25 protein-coding genes, 1 tRNA gene and 1 pseudogene are annotated in these 25,728 nt (G+C 73.4%); 15 read left to right on the forward strand and 12 right to left on the reverse strand.

Annotation, left to right across the window (positions count from 1 at the left end; genetic code table 11):
- Window positions 1-27: 27 nt before the first annotated feature.
- Together OG799_RS24285 and mca are read right to left on the reverse strand one after the other, a co-directional pair.
- Window positions 28-321: a hypothetical protein gene (locus tag OG799_RS24285; RefSeq protein ID WP_406037837.1), complete on the reverse strand. Its 294-nt coding sequence runs from the start codon at window positions 319-321 to the stop codon at window positions 28-30.
- Between the two features lie 48 nt (window positions 322-369).
- Window positions 370-1,251: a mycothiol conjugate amidase Mca gene (gene mca, locus OG799_RS24290; RefSeq protein WP_406037839.1), complete on the reverse strand. Its 882-nt coding sequence runs from the start codon at window positions 1,249-1,251 to the stop codon at window positions 370-372.
- 211 nt (window positions 1,252-1,462) lie between these two features.
- Here mca and OG799_RS24295 point away from each other — a divergent pair, with 211 nt between their 5' ends.
- On the forward strand, window positions 1,463-1,897 hold the full coding sequence (locus OG799_RS24295; RefSeq protein ID WP_406046388.1) for a DUF4307 domain-containing protein: 435 nt from the start codon (window positions 1,463-1,465) through the stop codon (window positions 1,895-1,897).
- Window positions 1,898-2,033: 136 nt separating this feature from the next.
- Window positions 2,034-2,534 carry a transcription elongation factor GreA gene (gene greA / locus OG799_RS24300; RefSeq protein WP_406037841.1) on the forward strand — a complete coding sequence of 167 codons (501 nt, stop codon included), beginning with the start codon at window positions 2,034-2,036 and terminating at the stop codon, window positions 2,532-2,534.
- A 169-nt stretch (window positions 2,535-2,703) separates the two neighbouring features.
- Here the strand turns inward: greA and ilvA are convergent, their stop codons facing one another.
- The 3 genes from ilvA to OG799_RS24315 all read right to left on the reverse strand — a co-directional run bounded on the left by ilvA (window position 2,704) and on the right by OG799_RS24315 (window position 6,547).
- Window positions 2,704-3,924: a threonine ammonia-lyase gene (gene ilvA / locus OG799_RS24305; protein WP_406037843.1), complete on the reverse strand. Its 1,221-nt coding sequence runs from the start codon at window positions 3,922-3,924 to the stop codon at window positions 2,704-2,706.
- Window positions 3,925-3,985: 61 nt separating this feature from the next.
- Window positions 3,986-5,395, reverse strand: coding sequence for an amidase (locus OG799_RS24310; RefSeq protein WP_406037845.1), 1,410 nt, complete (start codon window positions 5,393-5,395; stop codon window positions 3,986-3,988).
- A gap of 12 nt (window positions 5,396-5,407) precedes the next feature.
- On the reverse strand, window positions 5,408-6,547 hold the full coding sequence (locus OG799_RS24315; RefSeq protein ID WP_406037847.1) for a cystathionine gamma-synthase: 1,140 nt from the start codon (window positions 6,545-6,547) through the stop codon (window positions 5,408-5,410).
- A 216-nt stretch (window positions 6,548-6,763) separates the two neighbouring features.
- On the opposite strand from OG799_RS24315, the gene OG799_RS24320 reads away from it, so the two are divergent.
- The 5 genes from OG799_RS24320 to OG799_RS24340 all read left to right on the forward strand — a co-directional run bounded on the left by OG799_RS24320 (window position 6,764) and on the right by OG799_RS24340 (window position 12,914).
- Window positions 6,764-7,180 (forward strand): HIT family protein, encoded by a 417-nt coding sequence (locus OG799_RS24320; RefSeq protein WP_406037849.1) that lies wholly within the window; start codon window positions 6,764-6,766, stop codon window positions 7,178-7,180.
- Window positions 7,181-7,254: 74 nt separating this feature from the next.
- Window positions 7,255-7,917 carry a peptide-methionine (S)-S-oxide reductase MsrA gene (gene msrA / locus OG799_RS24325; protein WP_406037851.1) on the forward strand — a complete coding sequence of 221 codons (663 nt, stop codon included), beginning with the start codon at window positions 7,255-7,257 and terminating at the stop codon, window positions 7,915-7,917.
- A gap of 202 nt (window positions 7,918-8,119) precedes the next feature.
- The gene (locus tag OG799_RS24330; protein WP_406037853.1) at window positions 8,120-9,904 is read left to right on the forward strand and encodes an N-acetylglutaminylglutamine amidotransferase; all 1,785 of its coding nucleotides are present in this window, start codon (window positions 8,120-8,122) and stop codon (window positions 9,902-9,904) included.
- Between the two features lie 2 nt (window positions 9,905-9,906).
- The gene (ngg, locus tag OG799_RS24335; protein WP_406037855.1) at window positions 9,907-11,733 is read left to right on the forward strand and encodes an N-acetylglutaminylglutamine synthetase; all 1,827 of its coding nucleotides are present in this window, start codon (window positions 9,907-9,909) and stop codon (window positions 11,731-11,733) included.
- Complete coding sequence (locus OG799_RS24340; RefSeq protein WP_406037857.1) at window positions 11,730-12,914, forward strand: osmoprotectant NAGGN system M42 family peptidase; 1,185 nt, start codon at window positions 11,730-11,732, stop codon at window positions 12,912-12,914. The genes ngg and OG799_RS24340 overlap by 4 nt, the downstream gene beginning before the upstream one ends.
- A 33-nt stretch (window positions 12,915-12,947) precedes the next feature.
- Here OG799_RS24340 and OG799_RS24345 read toward each other — a convergent pair whose 3' ends face one another.
- Complete coding sequence (locus OG799_RS24345) at window positions 12,948-13,457, reverse strand: hypothetical protein (protein WP_406037859.1); 510 nt, start codon at window positions 13,455-13,457, stop codon at window positions 12,948-12,950.
- 17 nt (window positions 13,458-13,474) lie between these two features.
- Between OG799_RS24345 and OG799_RS24350 the strand changes: the two genes are divergently transcribed.
- The 4 genes from OG799_RS24350 to OG799_RS24365 all read left to right on the forward strand — a co-directional run bounded on the left by OG799_RS24350 (window position 13,475) and on the right by OG799_RS24365 (window position 16,635).
- The gene (locus OG799_RS24350) at window positions 13,475-13,792 is read left to right on the forward strand and encodes a WYL domain-containing protein (RefSeq protein ID WP_406046389.1); all 318 of its coding nucleotides are present in this window, start codon (window positions 13,475-13,477) and stop codon (window positions 13,790-13,792) included.
- 326 nt (window positions 13,793-14,118) lie between these two features.
- On the forward strand, window positions 14,119-15,048 hold the full coding sequence (locus tag OG799_RS24355) for a ribonuclease Z (protein ID WP_406037861.1): 930 nt from the start codon (window positions 14,119-14,121) through the stop codon (window positions 15,046-15,048).
- Window positions 15,045-15,554 carry a GNAT family N-acetyltransferase gene (locus OG799_RS24360; protein ID WP_406037863.1) on the forward strand — a complete coding sequence of 170 codons (510 nt, stop codon included), beginning with the start codon at window positions 15,045-15,047 and terminating at the stop codon, window positions 15,552-15,554. The genes OG799_RS24355 and OG799_RS24360 overlap by 4 nt, the downstream gene beginning before the upstream one ends.
- A gap of 130 nt (window positions 15,555-15,684) precedes the next feature.
- Complete coding sequence (locus OG799_RS24365; RefSeq protein WP_406037865.1) at window positions 15,685-16,635, forward strand: S1C family serine protease; 951 nt, start codon at window positions 15,685-15,687, stop codon at window positions 16,633-16,635.
- A gap of 56 nt (window positions 16,636-16,691) precedes the next feature.
- Here the strand turns inward: OG799_RS24365 and OG799_RS24370 are convergent, their stop codons facing one another.
- On the reverse strand, window positions 16,692-18,062 hold the full coding sequence (locus OG799_RS24370) for a cystathionine beta-synthase (RefSeq protein WP_406037867.1): 1,371 nt from the start codon (window positions 18,060-18,062) through the stop codon (window positions 16,692-16,694).
- Between the two features lie 67 nt (window positions 18,063-18,129).
- The gene (locus tag OG799_RS24375; RefSeq protein WP_089011129.1) at window positions 18,130-18,486 is read right to left on the reverse strand and encodes a YkvA family protein; all 357 of its coding nucleotides are present in this window, start codon (window positions 18,484-18,486) and stop codon (window positions 18,130-18,132) included.
- Between the two features lie 179 nt (window positions 18,487-18,665).
- On the opposite strand from OG799_RS24375, the pseudogene OG799_RS24380 reads away from it, so the two are divergent.
- The 4 genes and pseudogenes from OG799_RS24380 to OG799_RS24395 all read left to right on the forward strand — a co-directional run bounded on the left by OG799_RS24380 (window position 18,666) and on the right by OG799_RS24395 (window position 23,406).
- Window positions 18,666-19,738 (forward strand): annotated as a pseudogene (locus OG799_RS24380) (SGNH/GDSL hydrolase family protein).
- Complete coding sequence (locus OG799_RS24385) at window positions 19,735-20,532, forward strand: SGNH/GDSL hydrolase family protein (protein ID WP_406037870.1); 798 nt, start codon at window positions 19,735-19,737, stop codon at window positions 20,530-20,532. Before OG799_RS24380 ends, OG799_RS24385 begins: the two are co-directional and overlap by 4 nt.
- Before the next feature lie 77 nt (window positions 20,533-20,609).
- Window positions 20,610-21,872, forward strand: a complete 1,263-nt coding sequence (locus tag OG799_RS24390) for an acetyl-CoA C-acetyltransferase (protein ID WP_406037872.1) — start codon at window positions 20,610-20,612, stop codon at window positions 21,870-21,872.
- 40 nt (window positions 21,873-21,912) lie between these two features.
- A complete protein-coding gene (locus OG799_RS24395) occupies window positions 21,913-23,406 on the forward strand; it encodes a CHAD domain-containing protein (RefSeq protein ID WP_406037874.1) in 1,494 nt (497 codons plus the stop codon).
- A 32-nt stretch (window positions 23,407-23,438) separates the two neighbouring features.
- Here OG799_RS24395 and OG799_RS24400 read toward each other — a convergent pair whose 3' ends face one another.
- The 4 genes from OG799_RS24400 to OG799_RS24415 form a co-directional block, all read right to left on the reverse strand.
- Complete coding sequence (locus tag OG799_RS24400; RefSeq protein ID WP_406037876.1) at window positions 23,439-23,759, reverse strand: hypothetical protein; 321 nt, start codon at window positions 23,757-23,759, stop codon at window positions 23,439-23,441.
- A gap of 22 nt (window positions 23,760-23,781) precedes the next feature.
- Window positions 23,782-24,540 carry a Bax inhibitor-1/YccA family protein gene (locus OG799_RS24405; protein WP_406037878.1) on the reverse strand — a complete coding sequence of 253 codons (759 nt, stop codon included), beginning with the start codon at window positions 24,538-24,540 and terminating at the stop codon, window positions 23,782-23,784.
- Between the two features lie 126 nt (window positions 24,541-24,666).
- Window positions 24,667-25,503 (reverse strand): Bax inhibitor-1/YccA family protein, encoded by an 837-nt coding sequence (locus OG799_RS24410; protein ID WP_406037880.1) that lies wholly within the window; start codon window positions 25,501-25,503, stop codon window positions 24,667-24,669.
- Window positions 25,504-25,614: 111 nt separating this feature from the next.
- Window positions 25,615-25,695: transfer RNA gene (locus OG799_RS24415), tRNA-Leu, on the reverse strand.
- Between the last annotated feature and the right edge of the window lie 33 nt (window positions 25,696-25,728).

Raw genomic sequence — 25,728 nt, forward strand, 5'->3', positions numbered from 1 at the left:
CCGGCTTCGACGTGAATCACGCGTTGACTACCCGTTCCGGCGCTGCTGGGAGCCGTTGGAACCGTTCGTCGGTGATTCCTGCGCCACGGTCCCGTCTGTCGGATCGACGACTGTCCCGTCGGTGTGGCCGAGGTCGGCCGGGCCGGCCTGCTGCGGGAACCGGTCGGGCAGCCGGCGCAGCCGGGCGTTCATGTTGCGGATCAGCAGGACGGTGGCGGTGGCCAGCAGCACGATGAGGAAGAGGCCCATCGGCCCGGCCAGGCCACCCGTGCGGGTATCACCGAAGTTGTTCTCCGCGAGCACCTGGGCAGTGGTCAGCATGGCGTTCCTCCGATGTGCGGCTCCCGTCCAGCGTAGCCCTCCGCCGGATCAGCGGGCATGGCACGTCTCGCGGACCCCGGCGAAGAGGTCCGACTCGGGCAGCGGGCTGTCCACCAGCGAACGGGCGAGCTGGTAGTCCTCGGTCGGCCAGGCGCGCCGCTGGAGCTCCATCGGGACGTGGAACCAGAAACCGTCGGGGTCGATCTGGGTGGCGTGGGCGCGCAGGGCGTCGTCGCGCACCGGGAAGTATTCGGCGCACTCGACGCGGGTGGTGATCCGCGGGCCCTTGTCGGGACGATCCTCCCAACGCTTGAGCCAGTCCTCGTACGGCGACTCGAGGCCCGCGGCGAGCATGCCCTCGTGCAGCGCCATGATCTTGCCCTTGGAGAAGCCGATGTCGTAGTAGAGCTTCAGCGGTTGCCACGGCTCGCCCAGCTCCGGGTGGCGGTCAGGGTCGCCGGCGGCCTCGAAGGCGGCCACGGTCACCTTGTGGGTCATGATGTGGTCCGGGTGGGGGTAACCCCCCTCCTCGTCGTACGTGGTGACGACGTGCGGCCGGAACTGGCGCATCAGGCGCACCAGCGGTGCCGCCGCGAGCTCCACGTCCTGCAGGGCGAAGCACCCCTCGGGCAGCGGCGGCAGCGGGTCGCCCTCGGGCAGCCCGGAGTCGACGAACCCGAGCCAGGCCTGCTCGATGCCGAGGATCGCGCGGGCCGCGTCCATCTCGGCGCGGCGGATGTCGGCGATGTTCGCCCAGACGTCCGGCCGGTCCATCTTCGGGTTGAGCACACTGCCGCGCTCACCGCCCGTACAGGTCACGACCAGGACGTCCACCCCTTCGGCGACGTATTTCGCCGTGGTCGCGGCGCCCTTGCTCGACTCGTCGTCGGGGTGGGCGTGCACGGCCATGAGACGCAACTGCTCTGCCACGTTCGGCACTCCTCGTCTGTGCCCGTCGGGCGACCCGACCCCGGATCACCCGGCTGACCTGCCGGAATCTCCCCCGCGCCCGGACAATCCCCCGTGCTGACCTGTCGGCGTCTCCGCCGACCTGCCATCCTTGGGTCAGCGCCGGGCTGGGAAGATGGACTCTGCCATTCTTGCCGATGCCGCCGACAACAACGCCAGGAGATACCCGCCGGTGACCGAGACGCACGCCACAATCGCGCCGGGCGCACCGGTTTTCCCGCCCGGCCGGTACGGCCGCCGCCGCGAACCGGGACGCCGCCGCCCACTCGTCCCATTGCTGCTGGCGGTCGTCCTGCTGGCGACCCTCGGCCTGGTCGCCGCCAAGCTCTACCGCCAGTACGGCGATCCCCGGTACGACGCCCAGGTGACCACCTACACGGAGATCACCGACTCCCAGGTGGTTGTCGACTTCCGGGTGACCGTACCGACCGGCGGCTCGGCGACCTGCGTACTCCGGGCCCGGGCCGCCGACGGCGCCGAGGTGGGACGCGAGGAGGTCACGGTGACCGCGCGGCCGGGTGAGCGGCAGGTCGACGCACGGCACCGGCTGGCCACCAGCGCCCGACCGTTCATCGGCGAGGTGCTGCGCTGCCGCCCGGCCGCCTGACCGGCCCGCAGCGCACGACCCGCGGCCGGGTCGGCGGCCGGCACCCCGGGGTGATCGGCGACACCTCGAAGTGTCCCGCACTGGTAACTTGGTAGTTCACCTGTCAGCCAGTCCGCACCAACGAGGAGGACCGCCTGTGTCCACGAATGGCAACGAGGCGCCCGCCACCTGGCTGTCCCAGGACGCGTACGACCGCCTGCAGGGTGATCTCGACGAGCTGATCGCCAACCGGCCGGTCATCGCCGCCGAGATCAACGCCCGGCGCGAGGAGGGCGACCTGCGGGAGAACGGCGGCTACCACGCGGCCCGCGAGGAGCAGGGCAAGGCCGAGGGGCGCATCCTCTACCTCAAGGAGCTGCTCCGCACGGCCAAGGTCGGGGCCGCCCCGTCCGCCGACGCGGTGTCGCCCGGCATGGTGGTGACGATCTACTTCGACGACGACACCGACGACACCGAGACCTTCCTGCTCGGCTCGCGGGAGATCGCGTCCACCACCGACCTGACCGTCTACAGCCCCGAGTCCGCGCTCGGCAAGGCGATCCTGGGCGGTCGCGAGGGCCAGACCTGCACCTACACGGCCCCCAGCGGCGCCGACATCAAGGTGACCGTGGTCAAGTTCGAACCCTTCTCCGGCTGAGCTCCGCACCCGGACCCGCGCCGGCAGGTCCGGGCCCGACCCCGACCGGGGCTGACAGGCTGGTCGGACCCGACTGCCGCACCGCCTTGGCCGGACCCGGCCAAGGCGGTGCTGTCTCCGGCACCGCGACGCCCCGCCGCGCGCCGTCAGCCGACGGCGCTGGGCGGCGTCACGCCTCGGCCGCGAAGACCACCTGGTAGCCGCTGGCCCGCAGCGCACTGATCAGCGTGTCGGAGTGCTCCACGCCCCGGGTCTCCACCGACAACGCCACCTCCACCTCACCGAGGCGCAGGTGCGGGTTGGCCCGCTGGTGCTCCACGTCGACCACGTTGGCCCGGTGCTCGGCGATCTCGCTGAGCAGCGAAGCGAGCTGGCCGGGCCGGTCCGAGCAGCGCACGGTGACCCGCAGGTACCGGCCGGCCGCCGCGAGGCCGTGCTCGATCACCCGCAGCATCAGCAGCGGATCGATGTTGCCGCCGGAGAGCACCGCCACCACCGGCGCCTCCACCTCGACGACGCCGGCCAGCAGCGCGGCCACGCCGACCGCGCCGGCCGGCTCCACCACCTGCTTGCCGCGCTCGAGCAGCATCAGCAGCGCCCGGGAGATGTCCTCCTCGGAGACCGTGACGATCTCGTCGACCAGCTTGCGGACGTGGGTGAAGGTCAGCTCACCGGGACAGCCCACCGCGATGCCGTCCGCGATCGTCGAGAACGACGGCAGCCGCACCGGCTCGCCGGCCTTCAGCGAGGGCGGGAAGGCCGCAGCGGTCGCGGCCTGCACCCCGATCACCCGTACGTCCGGGCGCAGCGCCTTGGCGACCACCGCGATGCCGGAGACGAGCCCGCCACCGCCGACCCCGGTGACGATGGTCTTCACGTCGGGACACTGTTCGAGGATCTCCAGCGCCACCGTCCCCTGCCCGGCGATGACGTCCCGGTGGTCGAACGGGTGGATCAGCACCGCCCCGGTCCGCTCGGCGAAGGTCTGCGCCGCGACCAGCGACTCGTCCACCGTGTTGCCGACCAGCTCGATCTGGGCGCCGTACCCCTTGGTGGCGGCCACCTTCGGCAGCGGCGCGTTCACCGGCATGAAGACGGTGGCGTGGGTGCCGACCAGGCCGGCGGCGAGCGCCACCCCCTGCGCGTGGTTGCCGGCGCTGGCGGCGACCACGCCGCGTTCCCGCTCCTCGGCCGAGAGCCGGGAGATCCGCACGTACGCGCCGCGCACCTTGTACGACCCGGCGCGCTGCAGGTTTTCGCATTTCAACCAGGCCGGGCCGCCGAGGGCGGCGCTGAGCGGCCGCGAGGGTTCCAGCGGGGTGGTACGCGTGACGCCGGCGAGCAGTTCCCGCGCGGCCTGTACGTCGGCGAGACCGACCAGATCCGTCATGCCCCGATCGTGCCACCCGCCCTGCGCCGGCCGGCGGCGACGCCACGGTCCGGCTGGTAGGTCACGCGGTCGCGGGCGAGCCGGTCCCCACCCGGGGGTAGCCGGGGGCGTGCCGCTGCCAGGGAGCCTGCATCTCGAACTGGCCGGCGATGCCGAGCAGCAGCAGCTCCGAGCCGGGCGGCCCGACCAGCTGCACGGCGACGGGCAGCCCGTCCGGACGCCGGCCGACCGGCACCACGATGGCGGGCAGGCCGGCGATGTTCCACGGCGCCGCGTACGGGGCGTACCGGATGTTGGCCTTCATGTTCGCCACCCAGGAGCGGCCCGCCCAGCCGGCGGCCTCCGGTGGCGGGCCGGCCAGCGCCGGAGTGAGCAGCAGGTCGATCGAGTGATCGCCGAAGAAGTTCACCGAGCGCTCGCGCCAGGCGGCCCGGTCGGCTTCCCGGACGTACCCGCGCCGCTGCGCCCACTCGCCGAGCGCGACGTGCCGGCGGCTGCGCCGCTGCAGGACCCGCCGCTCCACCCCGGCGGCCTGCACGTCGGCGGCGGCCGCGGCGAACCAGGTGGCGATGCCCTGCAGGCCCAGCCGGGTCGGGTAGACCGGGTCGGCGGGTACGGTGTCGTGCCCGGCGGCGGCGAGCAGCCGGCCGGCCGCGGCCACCGCGTCCCGGTTGGGCGCGTCCGGTGACACGCCGCGCACCGGCGAGCGCAGCGAGACGCCGACCCGCAGCCGCGCCGGCGGGACCAGCTTGTCGGGACGGCGGCCGGCCAGCACCGAGAAGCCGACCACCGCGTCGGCCACCGTGCCGGTCAGCACACCGTGCTCGGTGAGGCCGAACCAGTCGTCCGCGCCGAGTTGGCAGGGCACCACACCCCGGCCGGGCTTGAGCCCGACCAGGCCGCAGCAGGCCGCCGGGATGCGGATCGACCCGAGGCCGTCGTTGCCGTGCGCCATCGGCACCAGGCCCGCGGCCACCGCGGCGGCCGCGCCGCCGGAGGAGCCGCCAGGGGTACGCCGCGGGTCCCACGGGTTGCGGGTCACCCCGGTCTCGTCGTCGGTCAGCGCCCAGAGGCCGAGCTCCGGCATCCGGGTCACCCCGAGAATCACCGCGCCCGCGCCGCGCAGCCGCCGGACCACCTCGTGGTCGGCCTCCGCCACGGCGGTACGCACGGCGGCCGACCCGTTCCAGGTGGGCAGGCCGGCGACCGGCGTGTTCTCCTTGACCGCCACCGGCACCCCGGCGAGGGGGAGGTTGGCCAGGTCCTCCTGCTCGTCGACCTTCTCCGCCTCGGTGATCGCCTCTCCGCCGCGTACCGTGCGGAACGCGGCGAGGTCGGCGTCGGCCCGGGCGATGTGGTCCAAATGGTCGGCGACGACCTGGGTGGCGGAGACATCGCCCCGGCGTACGCCCCGGGCGATCTGCTTGGCGGTCGCCCCCACCCAGGTCGGCATGATGTCCTGCACGGCCACCCTCCCCAGCGGTCAGCCCAGCGCCTGCTCCAGATCGGCGAGCAGGTCGTCGACCGTCTCGATGCCGACAGACAGTCGCACGAGATCGCCGGGAACTTCAAGCGGCGAGCCGGCAGCACTTGCGTGTGTCATCCGGCCGGGGTGCTCGATCAGGGACTCCACGCCGCCGAGCGACTCGGCGAGCACGAAGAGCTTGGCCCGGTTGCAGATCTCCACGGCGTGCTCCTCGCCACCCGCGGCGCGGAAGGAGATCATGCCGCCGAACCGGCGCATCTGCTTCGCGGCCACCTCGTGGCCCGGGTGCGACGGCAGGCCCGGGTAGATGACCTGGCCGACCTTGGCGTGCCCGTCCAGGTACGCGGCGATCCGCTCGGCGTTGTCACAGTGCCGGTCCATCCGTACGCCGAGGGTCTTGATGCCGCGCAGGGTGAGCCAGGCGTCGAACGGGCCGTTGACCGCGCCCATCGCGTTCTGGTGGTAGCGCAGCCCCTCGCCGAGCCCGGCGTCGGCGGCGATCAGCGCGCCACCGACCACGTCGGAGTGCCCTCCGATGTACTTGGTGGTGGAGTGGACCACCACGTCCGCGCCGAGCGCGAGCGGCTGCTGCAGGTACGGCGACGCGAAGGTGTTGTCGACCACCAGCAGCGCGTTGGCGTCGTGCGCGACCGCGGCCAGGGCGGCGATGTCGGCGATGCCGAGCAGCGGGTTGGTCGGCGTCTCCACCCAGACGATCTTGGTGGTGGCGCGGATCGCGGCGCGCACCGCGTCCGGGTCGGAGACCCGGGCCGGCGTGAAGTCGAGCCCCCAGCGCTCCGCGACCTTGGCGAAGAGCCGGTACGTGCCGCCGTACGCGTCGTCCGGGATCACCACGTGGTCACCCGGCTTGCAGACGGTACGCAGCAGGGTGTCCTCGGCGGCCAGCCCGCTGGCGAAGGCGAGCCCGACCGGCCCGCCCTCCAGCGCGGCCAGGCACTCCTGGAGCGCGTCCCGGGTGGGGTTGCCGGAGCGGCTGTATTCGTAGCCCTGGCGGGGCGCGCCGACGGCGTCCTGGGCATAGGTGCTGGTCTGGTAGATCGGTGGGATCACCGCGCCGGTGCGGGCCTCCGGGTCCTGGCCGGCGTGGATGGCGAGCGTCTCGAAGCCGTGACTCATTCCCGAGACGTTAGTCCCCTCGCCCGTCCCACCGGGTGGAACCCAGGGCGCGGGTCACGCCGCTGCCGGCCGAGCGACTGATTCGTGTGCGGCATCAACTCCACAGGCCGCGACGACCACATCCGTCTGTTCCGCCCAGGGACGTCAAGCAAAGCAGGCGAGAGCCGGGACTGACGCCACCCCGCGGCACGCCGGTCGGCCGCCTAACCTGGCCCGATGAGCGGGTGCGTGTTCTGCGGGATCGTGGCGGGCGAGGTGCCCGCGTTCCGGGTGGCCGACGAACCGGACGGGGTGGCCTTCCTGGACACCCGGCCGGTGTTCAAGGGTCACGTGCTGGTGGTGCCGCGGACCCACCTGGTCACCCTGACCGACCTGCCGGCGGAGGCGCTGGCCGGCTACTTCGGCCTCGTGCAGCGGCTGGCCCTGGCCGTGGAGACCGGGCTGGGGGCCGGCGGGACGTTCGTCGCGTTGAACAACAAGGTGTCGCAGTCCGTCCCGCACCTGCACACCCACGTGGTGCCCCGGACCAAGGGGGACGGTCTGCGCGGCTTCTTCTGGCCACGGACCCGCTACACCGACGACGCCGACGCCGAGGGCTACGCACGGCGGGTAGCCGACGCGGTGGCGGCCTGACCCCGAACCGGGCGGGTAAGGAAGTCGGGCCCGCGGGTGTTGCAGGCGGGGAGAGGTAGGAAAGGAGTCCCACCGTGTTCCTTCGCCGCATGAAGGCCGAGCTGCCCACCCCCGACCAGGCCCTGCCGGGCCGCCCGATCGCGATGCCGATCGGTGACCGGCACGAGGTGCTGCCGTCCTCGCTGAAGGGCCCCTTTCCCGAGGGCTCGCAGGTCGCCGTCTTCGGCATGGGCTGTTTCTGGGGCGCCGAGCGGCTGTTCTGGACCCTGCCGGGCGTGCTCACCACGTCGGCGGGTTACGCGGGTGGTATCACCGCGAACCCGACCTACGAGGAGGTCTGCTCCGGGATGACCGGGCACGCCGAGGTGGTCCAGGTGGTCTACGACCCCACGAAGATCGGCTACGAGGACCTGCTCAAGGTCTTCTGGGAGAACCACGACCCGACCCAGGGCATGCGCCAGGGCAACGACGTCGGTACGCAGTACCGGTCGGCGATCTACACCACCACGGAGGAGCAGGCCGCAACCGCACGGGCCTCCCGGGACGCGTTCGCGCCGATCGTGGCGCGGGCCGGCAAGGGTGAGATCACCACGGAGATCGCCCCGCTCGGCGCCTACTACTTCGCCGAGGACTACCACCAGCAGTACCTGGCCCCCACGAAGAACCCGAACGGGTACTGCAACCACGGCCCGAACGGGCTGAGCTGCCCGGTCGGCGTGGCGCGTACCGCCGGCTGACCGACCTGATGTCCGTTTCCCGGGCCTGCGGTGTTTGTCACACCGTGGGCCCGGGGCGATTCGGGCACCGGGCGGGCCGTCGGCAGGAACGTCGGCGCTGGCAGCGCACCGACATCGAATGCCGCGCATCTTAGCAACACGTAACCCCGTAGACATCAGCTCAACGGGCGAACTGCGGCCACCTCTGGCAGCATTGCCCGGCATGTGCGGACTGGCTGGGGAGTTCCGTCGTGACGGCTCGCGCGCCGACGTGTCGGCGGTGGAGCGCATGGCGGCGACGATGAGCGACCGGGGACCGGACGACAGCGGGGTCTGGTCCCAGGGCCCGACGGCCCTCGGCCACCGCCGTCTGAAGATCATCGACCTGTCCGAGGCGAGCGGACAGCCGCTGGTCGACGCTGTCTCGGGTCTGACCGGCGTCTTCAACGGCTGCATCTACAACTACCGCGAGCTACGCCAGGAGTTGCAGGCCAAGGGGCACCGCTTCTTCTCCGCCGGGGACAGCGAGGTCGTGGTCAAGGCGTACGCCGAGTGGGGGCTCGACTTCGTCGACCACCTGATCGGCATGTTCGCCGTGGCGATCACCGAACGGGACACCGGCCGGCTGGTGCTGGCCCGGGACCGGCTCGGCATCAAGCCGCTCTACCTGGCCGAGACGCCCGGCGTGGTGCGCTTCGCCAGCACCCTGCCGGCGCTGCTGGCCGGCGGCGGGATCGACACCTCGATCGACCCGGTGGCGCTCGCCCACTACCTGAGCTTCCACAGCATCGTGCCGCCGCCGCGGACCATCCTGCGCGGCGTCACCAAGCTGCCCCCGGCCACCGTCCGGGTCTACGAGCCGGACGGCGCGGTCCGCGAGCGGGTCTACTGGGACCCGGCGTTCACCCGCGCCGCCGAACGGGCCGACTGGTCCGAACGGGACTGGCAGGACGCTCTGCTGGAGTCGCTGACCACCGCGGTGCGCCGCCGGATGGTCGCCGACGTGCCGGTCGGCGTGCTGCTCTCCGGGGGTCTCGACTCCAGCCTGGTCGTCGCGCTGCTCGCCGGCGAGGGGCAGTCCGGCCTGGCCACCTTTTCCATCGGCTTCGACGCGGTCGGCGGCCGGGAGGGCGACGAGTTCGTCTACTCCGACCTGGTGGCGAAGACCTTCGGCACCGACCACCACCAGATCAGGGTGCCCACCGGGGACCTGCTGCCGCCGCTGGAGGTCGCCGTCGCGGCCATGAGCGAACCCATGGTCAGCCACGACTGCGTGGCGTTCTGGCTGCTCAGTCAGGAGGTCTCCCGGCACGTCAAGGTCGTCCAGTCCGGCCAGGGCGCGGACGAGATCCTCGGCGGCTACCACTGGTACCCGCCGCTGGCCGGCGTCGACCGGGAACAGGCGCTCGAGACGTACGCCAAGGCCTTCTTCGACCGGGACGCGGCCGGGCTGGCCCGGGTGCTCAACCCGGCGTGGCTGGCCGGCGGCGACCCGGCGCGGGAGTTCGTCGCCGCGCACCTGGGTCGGACCGGGGCGCGGACCGCGGTCGACGCGGGCCTGCGGATCGACACCCAGGTCATGCTGACCGACGACCCGGTGAAGCGGGTCGACAACATGACCATGGCGCACGGGCTGGAGGCCCGGGTGCCGTTCCTCGACCACGAGTTCGTGGAGCTGGCCGCGAGCTGCCCGCCCGAGCTGAAGCTGGCCCAGGGCGGCAAGGGCGTGCTCAAGGAGATCGGCCGCCGGGTCCTCCCGCACGAGGTCATCGACCGGCCCAAGGGCTACTTCCCGGTGCCGGGCCTCACCCACCTGGAGGGCAAGCTCCTCGACCGGGTACGCGACGCGCTCTGCGCGCCGGAGGCCCGCCGCCGCGACCTGTTCCGCGCCGACTACGTCGACGCGCTGCTCGCCGACCCGAACGCCGAACTCACCCCGTTGAACGGAAACAAGCTGTGGCAACTGGGACTCCTGGAAATGTGGCTCCAGAGCCACGGAATCGACTGACCGTGACCGACACCCTCGCCACCGGTACGGCACCTACCGACCGGGAACGGGTGCTCGGCCGTCGCCGCGAGCGGACCGGCCCGGGCGGCGACCCGGTCGCGCCCGGCACGGCCGAGCCGACCACGCCGACGGACGACGCCGGCGTGGTGCTGGACTGCGGTTGGGGGCGGCTGGTCTTCGGCCAGACCTTCACCGACCAGGTTGATGTCGCCGACGTGCTGCGTTCCGAGGCGGTTGGCGCCCGGGACATCTGCATCTACCTGCTCGACCCGCACGTGCTGGTCTCCCGGCTGCCCGACGAGCTGTTCATCGACCCGTCGCTGACCTACCGGCTGCCGCTGGGCGACCGGCGGCCGGCCGCCACCGAATCCGGCGCGCAGATCCCCGGCCTGCTGATCCGCCCGCTGCGCGACGCCGCGGACGCCGACGCGGTGAACCGGATCTACGCCCGCAACGGAATGGTGACCGCCCCGGTGGAGGTGCTGGTCGACAACGCCGACACCGACCGCTTCCTGCACCTGGTCGCCGAGGCGGCCACCGGGGAGATCGTCGGCACCATCACCGGGGTCGACCACGTGGCGGTCTTCGCCGACCCGGAGAACGGCGCCAGCCTCTGGTGCCTGACGGTGGACTTCAACCACGCGCCGCCCGGCACCGGCCAGGCGCTGCTGTCGGAGCTGGCCGACCGGCTCGACGAGCGCGGGCGGGCCTTCGTGGACCTCTCGGTGCTCGCCGAGAACTCGGGCGCGATCCGGCTCTACGAGCGGCTCGGCTTCCACCGCACCGGCACGCTCTGCGTGAAGCGGAAGAACCCGATCAACGAGCGGCTCTTCCTGCCCGCCGCCCCCGAGGGGTATGACGAGCTCAACCCGTACGCGAAGATCGTCGCCGACGAGGCGATGCGACGCGGCGTCCGGGTGGAGGTGACCGACCCGCGCTGGGGCGAGCTGCGGCTGACCAACGGCGGCCGGACCGTCCACACCCGCGAGTCGTTGTCGGAGCTGACCTCTGCGGTGGCGATGAGCCGCTGCGACGACAAGCGGGTCACCCGGCGCATCCTCACCGAAGCCGGGCTGTCGGTCCCGCGCGGCCGGACCGCCACCGGCGAGCCCGACGACCTGGCCTTTCTCGAGGACGTCGGCCCGGTGGTGGTCAAGCCGGCGCGGGGCGAACAGGGCAACGGCATCACCGTCGGCGTCCGGACCGCCGAGGCGCTCACCGCGGCGGTCGAGCTGGCCCGGCGGTTCTGCCCGGACGTGCTGATCGAGGAGCTGCGCGACGGCGAGGACCTGCGGGTCGTCGTCATCGACCACGAGGTGGTGGCCGCCGCCGTCCGCCGCCCCGCCCGGATCACCGGCGACGGGGTGCACGACGTCACCGAGCTGATCGAGCGGCAGAGCCGGCGCCGGGCCGCCGCCACCGGCGGCGAGTCCCGCATTCCCATCGACGACATGACCCGCGAGGTGGTCGCGGAGGCCGGGTACCGGATGCACCACGTCCTCCCCGAGGGTCAGGTGCTCGCCGTACGGCGGACCGCCAACCTGCACACCGGCGGCACCATCCACGACGTCACGGCCGAGCTGCACCCGGCCATCGCCGAGGCGTGCGTGACCGCCAGCCGGGCACTGGACATCCCGGTCACCGGGCTGGACCTGCTGGTGCCCGCCCCGGACCGGCCAGAGCACGTCTTCATCGAGGCGAACGAGCGGCCCGGCCTGGCCAACCACGAGCCGCAGCCGACCGCCGAGCGCTTCGTGGACCTGCTCTTCCCCGGCACCCGGGCACCGCAGCGGCTCTGGTCGCCGGCCGGCGCGGGAGGTGCCGCGTGAGTCCGAAGCCGCTGGAGCTCGACCTCGACTACCTCCGCCAGGTGCTGGTGGAGCTGCTGGAGATCTCCAGCCCGTCGGGGCGTACCGACCACATCCAGCAGTACGTGGGCGAGCGGCTCTCCGCGCTCGGCATCTCGTCCACGCTGACCCGGCGCGGGGCGCTGAGCGCCTACCTGCCCGGTCCCCGGTCCACCGGCGCCGACCGGGCGATCGTGGTGCACACCGACACCATCGGCGGGATGGTGAAGCGGCTCAAGTGCAACGGTCGGCTGGAGCTGAAGACCATCGGCACGCACAGCGCCCGCTTCGCCGAGGGTGCCCACGTGCGGATCTTCACCGACGACCTGGACCGGGTGATCACCGGTCAGGTGCTGCCGTTGAAGGCCAGCGGCCACCGCTACAACGACGACGTCGACTGTCAGGGCGTCGGCTGGGAGCAGGTCGAGGTCCGGGTGGACGAGCCGGTCGACGACGTCGCCGGGCTGCGGGCGCTCGGCCTCGACGCGGGCGACTTCGTGGCGTTCCTGCCCAACCCGACGATCAGCCCCAGCGGCTACGTGAAGTCCCGGCACCTGGACGACAAGGCCGGCGTGGCGGCGGTGCTCACCGCGTTCAAGGCGATGGTCGACGCCGGGATCACCCCGGCGGTCACCGCGCACCTGCTGGTCACGGTCACCGAGGAGATCGGCCACGGGGCCAGCCACGGCCTCGACCCGGACGTCGCGGAGATCGTCTCGGTGGACGCCGCGGTGGTCGCCCCCGGGCAGCAGTCCCGGGAGGACGCGGCGACCCTGGCGATGGGCGACGGGGTCGGCCCGTTCGACTACCACCTGACCCGCAACCTCGCGTCGATCGCCCGGGAGCACGGCGTCGACCTGGTCCGGGACGTCTTCGACTACTACCGCTCCGACGTGGCGGCGGCCGTCGAGGCGGGCGCGCACGCCCGGGTGGCGCTGCTCGGCTTCGGCGTGGACGCCACCCACGGCCACGAGCGCACCCACCTGGACGGGCTGCGCCACCTCACCCAACTGCTCTGCCTCTACCTGCAGAGCGACCTGGTCTTCCCCGAGTGGGACGCCGAGCCGGAGGGCGACCTGGCCGACTTCCCGTCGCTGGCCGTCCAGCCGGCGTCCGAGGAGGGCCCGCGCGAGGGCCCGATCGGCCTCGCCGACCAGACCTGACCCACGGCGGGCCCAGGCCCACGCGACCCGCCGTCAGCGGAGCTGGGCGAAGAAGGCGCGCAGGTCGGCGGCGTAGGCGTACGGCTCGTCCATCGCCACGAAGTGGCTGCCCGGGTTCCCGGCCGGCCAGTGCGTGATCCGGTTGTCCCGCTCGGCGAGCCGACGGACACCCGGAGGGCCGGAGTACACGCCGGTGGGGACCAGGTTCTGCCCCCGGGGCCAGGCGAAGGCGGTGTTGTCGTACATGAACCAGGAGGACGAGCCGGACGTGCCGGTGAACCACCAGACGGTGGCGTTGGTCAGCAGCAGGTCCCGGTCGATCGCCTTCTCCGGCACGTCCGCCGTCCAGGTGAACTCCTTGAATTTGTGCATCAGCCAGGCGAGGAGCCCGACCGGCGAGTCCTGCCACGCGTAGCTGAGCGTCTGCGGGGCCGCCCGGAGCAGCCCGTGGTGGTCCACCCCGACGCCGGCCCACTGCCGCATCTGGTGGTAGAACGCCTGCTCGGCCTCGTCCAGCCTCGGCAGGTCCGCCTCGGTCGGCATGCCGAGCCCAGCGGGACCTGCCGGCCGCGGACGCCGCCGCGTACGTGCACGAGCAGTTGTACGCGCTCGCGCCCACGTACCGGGCGGTGGCCACCCTGCACGCCCCGGTCGCCGAGGTACGGGGCCGGGTCGGCGACGGCGAGTTGACGCCGGTCGACGAGCGGACCTGCCGGCTCGTCTCGCACGTCGACACCCTGGACTGGCTGGCGTTCCGGCTCACCACGCTGGGCTGCGAGGTCGAGGTGCACGAGCCGCCCGAACTCCGCCGCCACCTGCGCGACCTCGCCGGCCGGGCGCTGCGGGCGTCCACAGCACATTCCCAGCCGGGCCTGTGATCGAAATCCGTTGCCGGGGCCGCCGGGGAGTCGATAGCGTGGCGGTACACGGGAAAGGAGGTGGTCCAGACTTGTATAGCAATCGGACTCGTGAGGTGGCTGTCCGCTAGCCGCTGTCCTCGACAGTGAAATCCCGTCCGCCGCGAGGCGGGCACCTTGCACCATCGTCGAGACCGTGTGGCAGCGGTGCGGCGAACCCACGACAGCCACCCGACCCCCGGGGTGCCGGCCCAGTCCAGCCGGCCCGCGCGCGAGCGCGGAAGCCCCGGGGGTCGCTTTATGTCCCGGCGAAGCCGGGCCGGTCAGCTCAGCCGGGGGAGGCCAATTTGTCCATGCGCGAGCTGGTGGTGCTCGGGACGGCCAGTCAGACGCCGACCCGGCAGCGCAACCACAACGGCTACCTGCTGCGCTGGGACGACGACGTGTTCCTCTTCGACCCCGGCGAGGGCAGCCAACGGCAGATGCTGCACACCGGGATCTCCGCCACCGACCTCACCCGGATCTGCGTCACCCATTTCCACGGCGACCACTGCCTGGGACTGCCCGGCATGATCCAGCGGCTCTCCCTGGACCGGGTGACGCACCCGGTGGCCGTGCACTTCCCGGCCGAGGGCGCCGAGTACTTCGCCCGGCTGCGGCACGCCAGCTCCTTCTACGAGACCGCCGAGCTGCGCGTCGAGCCGATCGAGGCGGACGGCCAGCGGATCACCGTGGGCGTCGGCACGCTGGAGGCCCGCCGGCTGCGGCACCCCCTCGAGACGTACGGCTACCGGCTGGTCGAGCCGGACGGCTGCCGGATGCTGCCGGAGAAGCTGTCCGCGTACGGCATCGCGGGTCCGGCGGTCGGGGAGCTGCTCCGCGTCGGCCACCTGGACGTGGACGGTCGTCGCGTCACCCGGGACGAGGTGAGCGTGACGCGGCCGGGGCAGCGGTTCGCCTTCGTCATGGACACCGGGCTCTGCGACGGGGTGTACGCCCTCGCCGAGCACGCCGACCTGCTGGTCATCGAGTCGACGTTCCTGGAGTCGGAGGCCGCGCTCGCCGCTGAGGTCGGGCACCTCACCGCGGCGCAGGCCGCGCGGGTGGCGGCCGAGTCGGGGGTACACACCCTGGTGCTCACCCACTTCTCCCAGCGGTACGCCGACCCACGCCGCTTCGCCGACGAGGCGCGCGAGCACTTCGCCGGTGACCTGGTCGTCGCCGAGGACCTGATGACCGTGCCGGTCCCGCCCCGCCGGGTAGCGTCGGCCGGGTGATCGTCACCCTGCGCCCCGCCACCGAGGCCGACCTGATGCCGATCGGCGCCCTGCACCAGCGGTCCCGGGTGGCGGCGTACTCGTCGTTCCTGCCGGCGGAGGCGCTGGCCGATCCGACACCGGAGGCGATGGGGCGCTACTGGGTGGAGCGGTGGACCTGGGAGCGGAGCGACCACCGGATGACCGTCGCCGAGCGGGACGGCCGGCTCGTCGGCTTTAGCTACCTGGGCCCCGACGACGAGGGCGACCCGGCGACGGGCCTGCTCAACGCGATCCACCTGGAGCCGGACGAGCGCGGCCGGGGCACCGGTCGGGCACTGATTGTCGACGCCCTCGACGCGATGCGGGCGCGCGGCTGGTCCCGGGCGGTCCTGTGGGTGCTCGCCCAGAACACGCCCGCCCGCGCCTTCTACGCCCACGGCGGCTGGACCCCCACCGGCACGCAGCGCGACGAACACATCGGCGTCGCCCTCGTCCCCCAGCTCCGCTATGCGCGCGAGGTGTGAGGAGAGGCCCCTTCTCAACGCCTCCGGTAGAGCAGAGGCCCCCTGTTGACACCCGCGCACCCAGCGCGCCGTTCGCTGTGAGCGGAGCGCGGGCCGGCATGCCGGACCCGCGCCGGGCGTTGCCGCAGGCATGGACACAGATCACAGCGAGCGGGCGGAGGACGCCGCCCTGGACGCGTACTCCCGGGTGGTGACCGGTGTGGCGGCGAGCGTGCTGCCCAGCGTCGCCGCCCTGTCGGTGCGGACCGCGCGCGGTGCCGGCGCCGGCTCGGCCGTCACCATCGACGCCGAGGGTCTGCTGCTGACCAGCGCCCACGTCGTGCAGGGCGCCGGGGGCGGCTCGGCCGCCTTCGGCGACGGCACCGAGACCCGGTTCCGGGTGGTCGGCGCCGACCCGCTGTCGGACCTGGCCGTGCTGCGGGCCGAGGAGCCGGCGGTGCCGCCGGTGGAGCTGGGCGACGCGGACGGCCTGCGGATCGGACAGCTGGTGGTGGCCGTCGGAAACCCGATGGGGCTGGCCGGCTCGGTCACCGCCGGGGTGGTCTCCGGGCTGGGCCGGTCGCTGCCGGCCCGGGACGGGCGGTTGGTCCGGCTGATCGAGGACGTCATCCAGACCGACGCCGCGCTCAACCCGGGCAACTCCGGCGGCGCGCTGGCCGACTCGGCCGGCCGGGTGGTCGGGGTGAACACCGCGGTCGCCGGGTACGGCCTCGGACTGGCCGTGCCGATCAACACCACCACCCGGCAGATCATCGCCGACCTGACCAGCGACGGCCGGGTCCGCCGGGCCTGGCTGGGGGTGGCCGGGGCGCCGGTGCCGCTGCCCCCGGAGATCACCGAGCGGACCGGACAGCGGCGCGGGCTGCGGGTGGTCGAGGTGGTGCCGGGCAGTCCGGCCGGGGTGGCCGGGATCTACCTCGGCGACGTGATCCTCTCCGCCGGTGGTCGACCGGTCAGCGACGGCCAGGGCCTGCAACGCCTGATGCTCGGCCCGGCCATCGGTGTCCGACTGCCGGTCACCGTGCTGCGCAAGAGCGCCCTCGTCGACGTGGTCGCCGTCCCCACCGAGCTGAGCCGTTAAGCGGGGCCCCCTGCTATGCACGAGGCGTCAACAGGGGGCCCTTCCTTGCCTGCGGGTCAGCGGGCGCCGAGGTGGGCGAGCAGGTCCTGGCGGGTGAGCACGCCCTTGGGCTTGCCGTCGACCAGCACCAGCGCGGCGTCGGACTTCTCCAGCAGGCCGACCGCCTCGCTCACCGGCTGGCCGCCGCCGATCATCGGCAGCGGCTCGGCCATGTGCCGCTCGATCGTGTCGTGCAGGTGCGCCTGCCCGGTGAAGAGCGCGTCGAGCAGGTCCCTCTCGGCGATCGAGCCGGCCACCTCACCGGTCACCACCGGCGGCTCCGCCTTGAGCACCGGGAGTTGGGAGACGCCGTACTCGCGCATGTAGTCGATGGCGTCGCGGACCGTCTCGGTCGGGTGCACGTGCACCAGCTCGGGCAGGCCGCCCGGCTTGCTGGAGAGCGCATCGGCGACGGTCGGCTCGGTGCCCGAGTTGTCCAGGAAGCCGTACCGGGCCATCCACTGGTCGTTGAAGATCTTCGACAGGTAGCCCTTGCCGCTGTCCGGCAGCAGCACCACGATCACGTCGTCGGGGCCGGCCTCGCGGGCCACCTCCAGGGCGGCCACCACGGCCATCCCGCAGGAGCCCCCGACCAGCAGCCCCTCCTCGCGGGCCAGCCGCCGGGTCATCTCGAAGGACTCCTTGTCGGAGACCTCGACGATCTCGTCGGCGACGCCGCGGTCGTACGTCTCCGGCCAGAAGTCCTCGCCGACGCCCTCGACCAGGTACGGCCGACCGGTGCCGCCGGAGTAGACCGAGCCCTCCGGATCCGCGCCGACGACCTTGACCCGGCCCTCGGACGCCTCCTTGAGGTAGCGGCCGATGCCGGAGATGGTGCCGCCGGTGCCGACGCCCGCCACGAAGTGGGTGATCTCCCCCTCCGTCTGCTTCCACAACTCCGGGCCGGTGGTCTCGTAGTGCGAGCGCGGGTTCGCCGGGTTGCTGTACTGGTTGGGCTTCCAGGCGCCGGGGATCTCCCGGGCCAGCCGGTCGGAGACGTTGTAGTAGGAGCGCGGGTCCTCCGGCGCGACGGCGGTCGGGCAGACCACCACCTCGGCGCCGTACGCGCGCAGCACGTCCTGCTTGTCCTGGCTGACCTTGTCCGGGCAGACGAAGACGCACTTGTAGCCCTTGAGCTGCGCCACCAGGGCCAGGCCGACACCGGTGTTGCCGCTGGTCGGCTCGACGATCGTGCCGCCCGGCCGCAGGATCCCGGCGGCCTCGGCGTCCTCCACCATCCGCAGCGCGATCCGGTCCTTCACCGAACCGCCCGGGTTGAGGTACTCCACCTTCGCCAGCACGGTCGCCTGGATACCCTCGGTGACGTTGCGCAGCCGTACCAGCGGGGTGTTGCCGATCAGCTCGACGACGTTGTCGTAGTACTGCACCTCGTTGTGCCCTTCGTTGCGGCGCCGGCGCCGGCGGACGTGTTCTCGACGCCCAGGGTACGTGCCGTCAGGGCGTCACATGCCCGGGGATGACGGAGCTGCGACGCGCCTCCCACTCCAGGAACCGCTCGGTCTCCGACAGCACGCTGCCGGCCAGCCAGGTGACCATCACCGCGTCGTCCACCAGCCCGAAGATGGTCAGGAACAGCTCCGGGACCACGTCGACCGGGGAGACCACGTACGCCGTGGCCGCGGTCATCATGGCCAGCCGCAGGCCGCCGTCGTACTCCCCCCGGGCGGTCGCCCTGATCATCCGGGGCAACGCGGCCAGCCGCTCCCCCAGCGACGGCCCGCCCCGCGCCCCCGCCATCAGTGCCCGGGCCAGCGCGGTGAACGCCGCGCTCCGCTTCAACGTCTTCCCCATCGGCTGAGCCCCTTTCCGCTCGACCAGCGTGCCGCCCGGGCGCAAGCCCGCCCCGCCCGCCGGCCGGACCGTCGGTCGGCGGCCCTGCCGCAGGAGGTACCCAGAACGGTCCTCTCCCAGCCATGAACCAGCCGTCACGAGGAGAGCGGGGTGTCGGGCCGGCGCGATAATGTCGGCTCATGGGGGACGCTGGTGCCGTTGGCGGTTGGCAGCGCGCCCGGCGGATCGCCCGGGTGGCGGCGATCGGCACGGGCGCCACGGTCGCGGCCACCGTCGCGACCGGCGGGGTGCTGCTGGGCCAGGCCCGCCAGGCCCGGCGGACCATCCCGATGGCCGAGGCTCCCCCGCCGCGCTGCGACGGGACGTACGGCGCCAAGTTCCCCGGCCCGCCGCTGACCATGGTGATCCTCGGCGACTCCTCCGCCGCCGGCTACGGCGTGCACCGCCGCCGGGAGACGCCGGGCGCGCTGCTGGCCACCGGGCTGTCCCGCCGGCTGCACCGGCCGGTGCGGCTGCACCGGTACGCGGTGGTCGGCTCCCTGTCGGCCGGTCTGAGGCCGCAGGTCGAGTCGGCCCTGGAGGTCGGGCCGGACATCGCGGTGATCCTGATCGGCGGCAACGACGTCACCAACCGGACCCCGCCGCCGCTGGCCGTGCGCTACCTGGTCGACGCGGTCCGCACGCTGCGGGCGGCCGGCTGCGAGGTGGTCGTCGGCACCTGCCCCGACCTGGGCGCGATCCGACCCATCCAGCCGCCGCTGCGCTGGCTGGCCCGGCGCTGGAGCCGGCAGTTGGCCGCCGCCCAGACGGTGGCGGTGGTCGAGGCGGGTGGCCGGACGGTCTCCCTCGGCGACATGCTGGGCCCCCGGTTCGCCGCCGAGCCGGCCCGGATGTTCGCCTGGGACCGGTTCCACCCGTCCGCCGAGGGGTACGCGGTGGCCGCGGCGGCGCTCCTGCCCACCGTGCTCTCCGCGCTCGGGGCGGGCCAGGAACGCCGGGCGGCGGTCGCCCGGGGCGAAGGCGTACGGTCGCTGCCGGAGGCTGCCCACGAGGCGGCCCGGCACGCCGGCACCGAGGTCAGCGCCGTCCAGGTCCGGGGCCGCGACCGGGGACCGGGCGGCCGCTGGGCGCAGCTGCGGCGGCGCGCGTTCTTCGGCGTCGGCGCGGTGCCGCAACCCGGCCCGGCCGCCGACTCACCCACACTGGAGGGACTGGCATGAGCGAGCGCGACGGCAGGGTGGTGGGGTCATGACCGAGCACCACGAGCTCGCGGCCCGGCTGGGTCGGGCCGCGGCCCTCTCCCTGGTCGCCGGCACGGTGGGCGGGGCGGCCGTCCTCGCCGGCCAGGCCATCGCCGCCCGCAACCGCCGGTACGCCCAGCCGGAGCTGGGCCTCGCCCTGCGCGCCACGGTCGGCCGGGCGGGTGCCCCGCCGCTGCGGCTGGTGCTGCTCGGCGACTCCTCGGCGCTCGGCGTCGGGGTGGAACACTTCGAGGAGACTGTGGGCGGCCAGCTCGCCCACCTGCTCGCCGAGGGCACGACCGGCCGGCAGGTGCACCTGTCCAGCGTCGGGGTCGCCGGCTCCCGGTCGACCGACCTGGCCACCCAGGTGGCCCGGGCGCTGCTGGGCGAGCGTCCCGACGTGGCGTTGATCCTGGTCGGCGCCAACGACGCCACCGCGATGACCCGACCCGCCGACGCCGCGGCCTACCTCGGCTCGGCGGTGCGCCGGCTGCGCGAGGCGCACGTCGAGGTGGTCGTCGGCACCTGCCCCGACCTGGGCGCGGTCCGTGCGGTGGCCGCCCCGCTGCGACAGGTGCTCGGCTGGTCCGGGCGGCGGGTCGCCCGCGCCCAGACGACGGCTGTGCTGGACGCGGGCGGCAGCGTGGTCGACCTGGCCACCGAGACCGGGCCGGTGTTCCGGGCCGACGCCGGGACGCTCTGCCACGACGGCTACCACCCCTCCGCCGACGGCTACCGGGTCTGGGCACACGCCCTCCTGCCGGCCGTCGAGGCGGCGGCGACGATCGCCTCCCGCCACCACTGACCGCCCTGGGGCGGGGTGACATTTCCCGCCGAGCGGGCTGCTTCCGCGTCAAGTTACTCGCGGGTTAACGTTGGTTCATGCCGATTGAGTCGTCCCGCGACGCCGTCATCGTCGCCACCGCCCGGTCCCCCATCGGCCGCGCGTTCAAGGGTTCGCTGCGTGACGTCCGCCCGGACGACCTCGCCGCGACCATCGTCCAGGCCGCCCTGGCCAAGGTCCCCGGGCTCGACCCGACCGAGATCGAAGACCTCTACCTGGGCTGCGGCCTGCCCGGCGGCGAGCAGGGCTTCAACATGGCCCGGGTGGTCGCCACCCTGATGGGCCTCGACGGCCTGCCGGGCGCCACCCTGACCCGCTACTGCGCCTCCTCGCTGCAGACCACCCGGATGGCGATGCACGCGATCCGGGCCGGCGAGGGCGACGTGTTCATCTCCGCCGGCGTCGAGATGGTCTCCCGATACGCCCGGGGCAACTCCGACACCCTGCCGCCCGAGGCGCAGGCGCTGGTCGGCGGCGGCTGGGAGAACCCGCGCTTCGCCGCGGCCCACGAGCGGTCCAAGGCCCGCGCGCAGGGCGGCGCCGAGGTCTGGACCGACCCGCGGGAGGACGGCCAGCTCCCCGACATCTACCTGGCCATGGGGCAGACCGCGGAGAACCTCGCCCAGGTGTACGACATCACCCGCGAGGACATGGACGCCTTCGGCGTCCGCAGCCAGAACCTGGCTGAGAAGGCCATCGCCGACGGCTTCTGGGCCCGCGAGATCACCCCGGTCACCACGCCGGACGGCACCGTGGTGAGCGCCGACGACGGCCCGCGCCCCGGGGTGACCCTGGAGGCGGTCTCCGGGCTGAAGCCGGTCTTCCGCCCGGACGGCCGGATCACCGCCGGCAACTGCTGCCCGCTCAACGACGGCGCCGCCGCCGTGGTGATCATGAGCGCCCAGCGGGCCAGTGACCTCGGGCTCACCCCGTTGGCCCGGATCGTGTCGACCGGCGTCACCGCGCTGTCGCCGGAGATCATGGGCCTCGGCCCGGTCGAGGCCTCCAAGCAGGCCCTCAAGCGCGCCGGGATGACCATCGGCGACGTCGACCTGGTCGAGATCAACGAGGCGTTCGCCGCCCAGGTGATCCCCTCCTACCGGCAGCTCGGCATCCCGGAGGAGAAGCTGAACGTGATGGGCGGCGCGATCGCCGTCGGGCACCCGTTCGGCATGACCGGCGCCCGGATCACCGGCACCCTGCTCAACGCCCTGGAGTGGCACGACAAGACCATCGGTCTGGAGACCATGTGCGTCGGCGGCGGCCAGGGCATGGCGATGGTGCTCGAACGGCTGAGCTGAGACCCGATTCGGCGTTCCCACACCCGGGTACCGTCCCGTCATGGCGACGGTCGTGGAACGGGAACGCAAGTACTCCGCGGACGACGGATTCCGGCTGCCGGACCTGACGGGGTGCGGTGGCGTCACGACCACGTCGGACGCCACCGCCCTCGACCTCGACGCGGTCTACCTGGACACCGCCGACCTCCGGCTGGCCCGCAGCGGGTTCGCGCTGCGCCGGCGTACCGGCGGGCACGACGCGGGCTGGCACCTGAAGGTCGGCTCGGCCGGCGGCGACCGGACCGAGTACCAGTTCCCGGCCGGGGCGGACGACGAGGCCCCGCCGGCGGAGCTGGTCGCGCTGTTCCGCGCCGCGTCCCGGGGCCGGCCAGTGGCCCCGGCGGCCCGGATCAGCACCCGACGGATCGAGCGCCGGCTGCTCGACGAGCGGGGCCGGGCGATGGCCGAGGTCGCCGAGGACACCGTCGAGGGGCGCGACCTGGTCACCGGCGAGCGGCAGGCCTGGCGGGAGATCGAGATCGAGCTGGTCGACGGCGACGACGCGCTGCTCGCCGCAATGGACGCCCGGCTGAAGGCGGCCGGCGCCCGCCCGGTCCCGGTCTCCAAGTCGCACCGGGCGCTGGCCGGCCGGCTCGCCGTCCCCGTCGCGACCCCCGAGGCCGGCGCCGCGCCCGTCGTCGACTACGCCCTCGCCCACCGCGACGTGCTGGTCGCCCAGCACCCCGGTGCGATCGGCGGTGACGAGGACGCGGTGCACGACATGCGGGTCGCCGTCCGCCGGCTGCGGTCCACCCTGCGGACCTTCCGGGGGCTGTGGGACCGCCGGGAGAGCGAGTGGCTGCGCACCGAGCTGCGCTGGCTCGGCGCCCAGCTCGGGCCGGTCCGCGACACCCAGGTGATGGCGGCCCGGCTCACCGACGCGGTGCACGCCGAACCGGCCGACCTGGTGCTCGGCCCGGTCGCGGCCCGGATCTCCGCCCGGTTCGCCGCCGACCTGGCCACCGCCCTGGACGAGCTGCGCGCGGCGCTCGCCTCCGACCGGTACGCCGAGCTGCTGGCCCGGCTGGACGCGCTGCTGGAGGGGCCGACCGGGCGGACGATCGACGCGCGCTGGGTCGCCCGGCGGGTGCGCCGGGCAGTGAACCGGGCGGACGACCGGCTGGACCGGGCCCTGGCCGGCGACCACCAGAGGGACGCGGAACGGGACGCCGCGCTGCACGAGGCGCGCAAGGCGTACAAGGCGGCCCGGTACGCGGTCGAGGTCCGTGAGCCGGCCGTCGGCAAGCGCGCCGCCACGTTGGTGGACCGGCTCAAGGACCTGCAGGACGTGCTGGGCGCGCACCAGGATTCGGTGGTGACCCGCGAGGTGCTGCGCCGGCAGGCGGGGCGCGCGTACGCCGAGGGCGAGAACGGGTTCACCTACGGCGTCCTGTACGCCCGCCAGGCCGCCGCGGCCGACCGGGACGCGCCGGCCATCGCCCGCGCCGCCGACCGGACCCGCCGCCGGAAGCTACGGCGCTGGCTGGAGAACTGATCGGCGACCGCCCCGGGCCCGACCGCCGGACCTCAGAGCGCCGAGCGGGTCGCGGTGACCACCGCGGCGGCCCGGGCGAGCACCGCGTCCGGCGGGCCGGCCGCCCGCAGGTCGGCGGCGACCACCCGGAGCTGGTCGGGCAGCACCAGGTCATTGCCCAACCGGGGTACGTCCCGCCGCAGCCCGCCCTCCGCGTCGGCCGCCAGGTTGGCGATCTCCTGCACCAGCTTGTGGACCAGGTCGGCCCGGGACACGTTGCCGCCCTCGGCCGTCGCCGACCACCGGGGCTGCTGCCAGTGCCCGACCTGGCGGACCAGCAGCTCCACCGCCCGGTCCAGTTCCGCTGCGCTCATCGCCGCCGAGTCTACGAGCCGGTCACCGGCGCAGGTAGCTGAGCAGGCGCAGGATCTGCCAGTACAGGAAGATCAACCCGACCAGCAGGCCGAACGCGCAGAACCAGGCGTACCGGCGGGGCAGGCCGGCGCGGACCGACCGCTCGACCAGGTCGAAGTCGAGGATGAAGCTCAGCGCCCCGGCCACGATCGCCACCCCGGAGAAGACGTAGGGCAGCCAGCCGACCTGGCTGGTCAGGCTGTACGTCGCCACCCCCTGCCGCCCGGTGAGCAGGTAAGCCACCAGGTTCACCAGGCCGATCGCGAGGAGGCCGATCAGCGCCCCGGCGACCAGCCGGGCCAACCGCGGCGTGGCCCGGATCAGCCGGGCCCGGTAGAGCGCCGCCATGCCGAGGAAGACCCCGAACGTGCCGACCACGGCCTGCACCACGATCCCCGGGTAGACCAGCTCGAAGGCGCGGCTGGCCACCCCGAGCAGCAGCCCCTGGAGCACCGCGTACGCCGCGATCAGCGGCGGATTGGTGATCTGCTTCAGCGAGACGACCAGCAACAGCACCAGCCCGGCCAGCGAGGTGCCGGCCAGTGCCGCCGGCAGCCACACCGCCTGCGGGACCACCACCCAGGCGACCGCCGCGGTGACGCCGGTGAGCAGCAGCAGGCCGACCGTCCGGGACACCACGTCGTCCACGGTCATCGCCTCGGCGGCCCCGACCCCGAGCACCTGGCGTTCGGTCCGGCCGACGTCGTCGAGCCGGGTCAGCACCGGATTGGCACTCCGCACCGCGACCTCCTCGCCGACGTACCCCCCGGTCCCACTCTGCCCCGGACGGCCCGGCGGCGACGGGTAAACGACGGCGCCCGCCGCCGCTGTCGCGGGGGCGGGCGCCGGGGTCGTGCGGCGGGCGGATCAGTCGTCACCCTGGAAGTAGCTGATCAGGCGCAGGATCTCCAGGTAGAGCCAGACCAGGCCGACCACGATGCCGAAGGCGGCCGTCCAGGAGTAGCGCCGCGGGAGCCCCATCCGGACGCCCTCTTCGATCTCGGCGAAGTTGAGCACGAAGCTCAGCGAGGCCACCACGATGCAGACCAGGCTGAACCCGATGGCCAACGGGCTGCCGTCGCGCAGGTGCGTGTTGACGCCGAAGAGCGCCAGCACCAGGTTGATCAGCATGACGCCGACGAGGCCCGCGATGACGGCGGTCATGATCCGGGCGAACTTCGGCGTGGCCCGGATGACCCGCGCCTTGTAGATGATCGCCATCAGGAAGAAGACGCCGAAGGTGGCCACCACGGCCTGCAGCACGATGCCGTCGTAGAGCGAGTTGAACGCCTTGCTCACCATGCCGACGAAGACGCCCTCGACGATCGAGTACGCCACGACCAGCGCCGGGTTCGCCATCCGGGAGAACGAGATGATCAGGCCGAGCACCAGGCCGACGACCGCGGCGCCGATCCAGGCGGCAGGGGCCAGGGCGTCCGGCACGAGCACCCACGCCGCCGCGGCGGAGACGCCGAGGAGGCCGAGCATCATGACCGTCTTGACGACGACGTCGTCGAGGGTCATCGGGCTCACGGTGGGCGGCGCCGCCGGGTAGCCGACGCCGGCAGGGTACTGCTGCTGGTACGGCGCGTACTGCTGGGGGTAACCGGGCTGTCCGTACGGCCCGGGCTGGGCGTACCCGGCCGCCCGCTCACGCTCGGCCGCCTGGCCGAGCCGGGCGAGCACCGGGTTCGAGGTCTTCACTTCTCAGGCCTCCCTCAGGGGGTCAGTGCACGTGAACGTGCACCCTCAAGGGTAAACGGGGCCGACAGCCCACGCCGGACGCGAAGCTGTGGGAAACCTGAGAGTCTCGGGTGCCCGGGGCGGGGGTCGAACCCGCACGCCTTGCGGCAGCCGCTTTTAAGGCGGCCGTGTCTGCCGTTCCACCACCCGGGCGGGTGACACCGGCGCGTCGACACGCGGCGGTGC

This window comes from Micromonospora sp. NBC_00898 (genome assembly GCF_045207895.1).
In the GTDB taxonomy this organism is placed as follows: Bacteria; Actinomycetota; Actinomycetes; order Mycobacteriales; family Micromonosporaceae; genus Micromonospora.

Coding starts and splice junctions, on each gene's coding strand:
- ilvA (WP_406037843.1), bottom strand. CDS start 3,924: ATGACGGATCTGGTCGGTCTCGCCGACGTACAGGCCGCGCGGGAACTG.
- OG799_RS24385 (WP_406037870.1), top strand. CDS start 19,735: ATGACCGAGCACCACGAGCTCGCGGCCCGGCTGGGTCGGGCCGCGGCC.
- OG799_RS24390 (WP_406037872.1), top strand. CDS start 20,610: ATGCCGATTGAGTCGTCCCGCGACGCCGTCATCGTCGCCACCGCCCGG.
- OG799_RS24285 (WP_406037837.1), bottom strand. CDS start 321: ATGCTGACCACTGCCCAGGTGCTCGCGGAGAACAACTTCGGTGATACC.
- OG799_RS24365 (WP_406037865.1), top strand. CDS start 15,685: ATGGACACAGATCACAGCGAGCGGGCGGAGGACGCCGCCCTGGACGCG.
- OG799_RS24320 (WP_406037849.1), top strand. CDS start 6,764: ATGAGCGGGTGCGTGTTCTGCGGGATCGTGGCGGGCGAGGTGCCCGCG.
- OG799_RS24395 (WP_406037874.1), top strand. CDS start 21,913: ATGGCGACGGTCGTGGAACGGGAACGCAAGTACTCCGCGGACGACGGA.
- OG799_RS24315 (WP_406037847.1), bottom strand. CDS start 6,547: ATGAGTCACGGCTTCGAGACGCTCGCCATCCACGCCGGCCAGGACCCG.
- OG799_RS24330 (WP_406037853.1), top strand. CDS start 8,120: ATGTGCGGACTGGCTGGGGAGTTCCGTCGTGACGGCTCGCGCGCCGAC.
- OG799_RS24345 (WP_406037859.1), bottom strand. CDS start 13,457: ATGCCGACCGAGGCGGACCTGCCGAGGCTGGACGAGGCCGAGCAGGCG.
- OG799_RS24400 (WP_406037876.1), bottom strand. CDS start 23,759: ATGAGCGCAGCGGAACTGGACCGGGCGGTGGAGCTGCTGGTCCGCCAG.
- OG799_RS24375 (WP_089011129.1), bottom strand. CDS start 18,486: ATGGGGAAGACGTTGAAGCGGAGCGCGGCGTTCACCGCGCTGGCCCGG.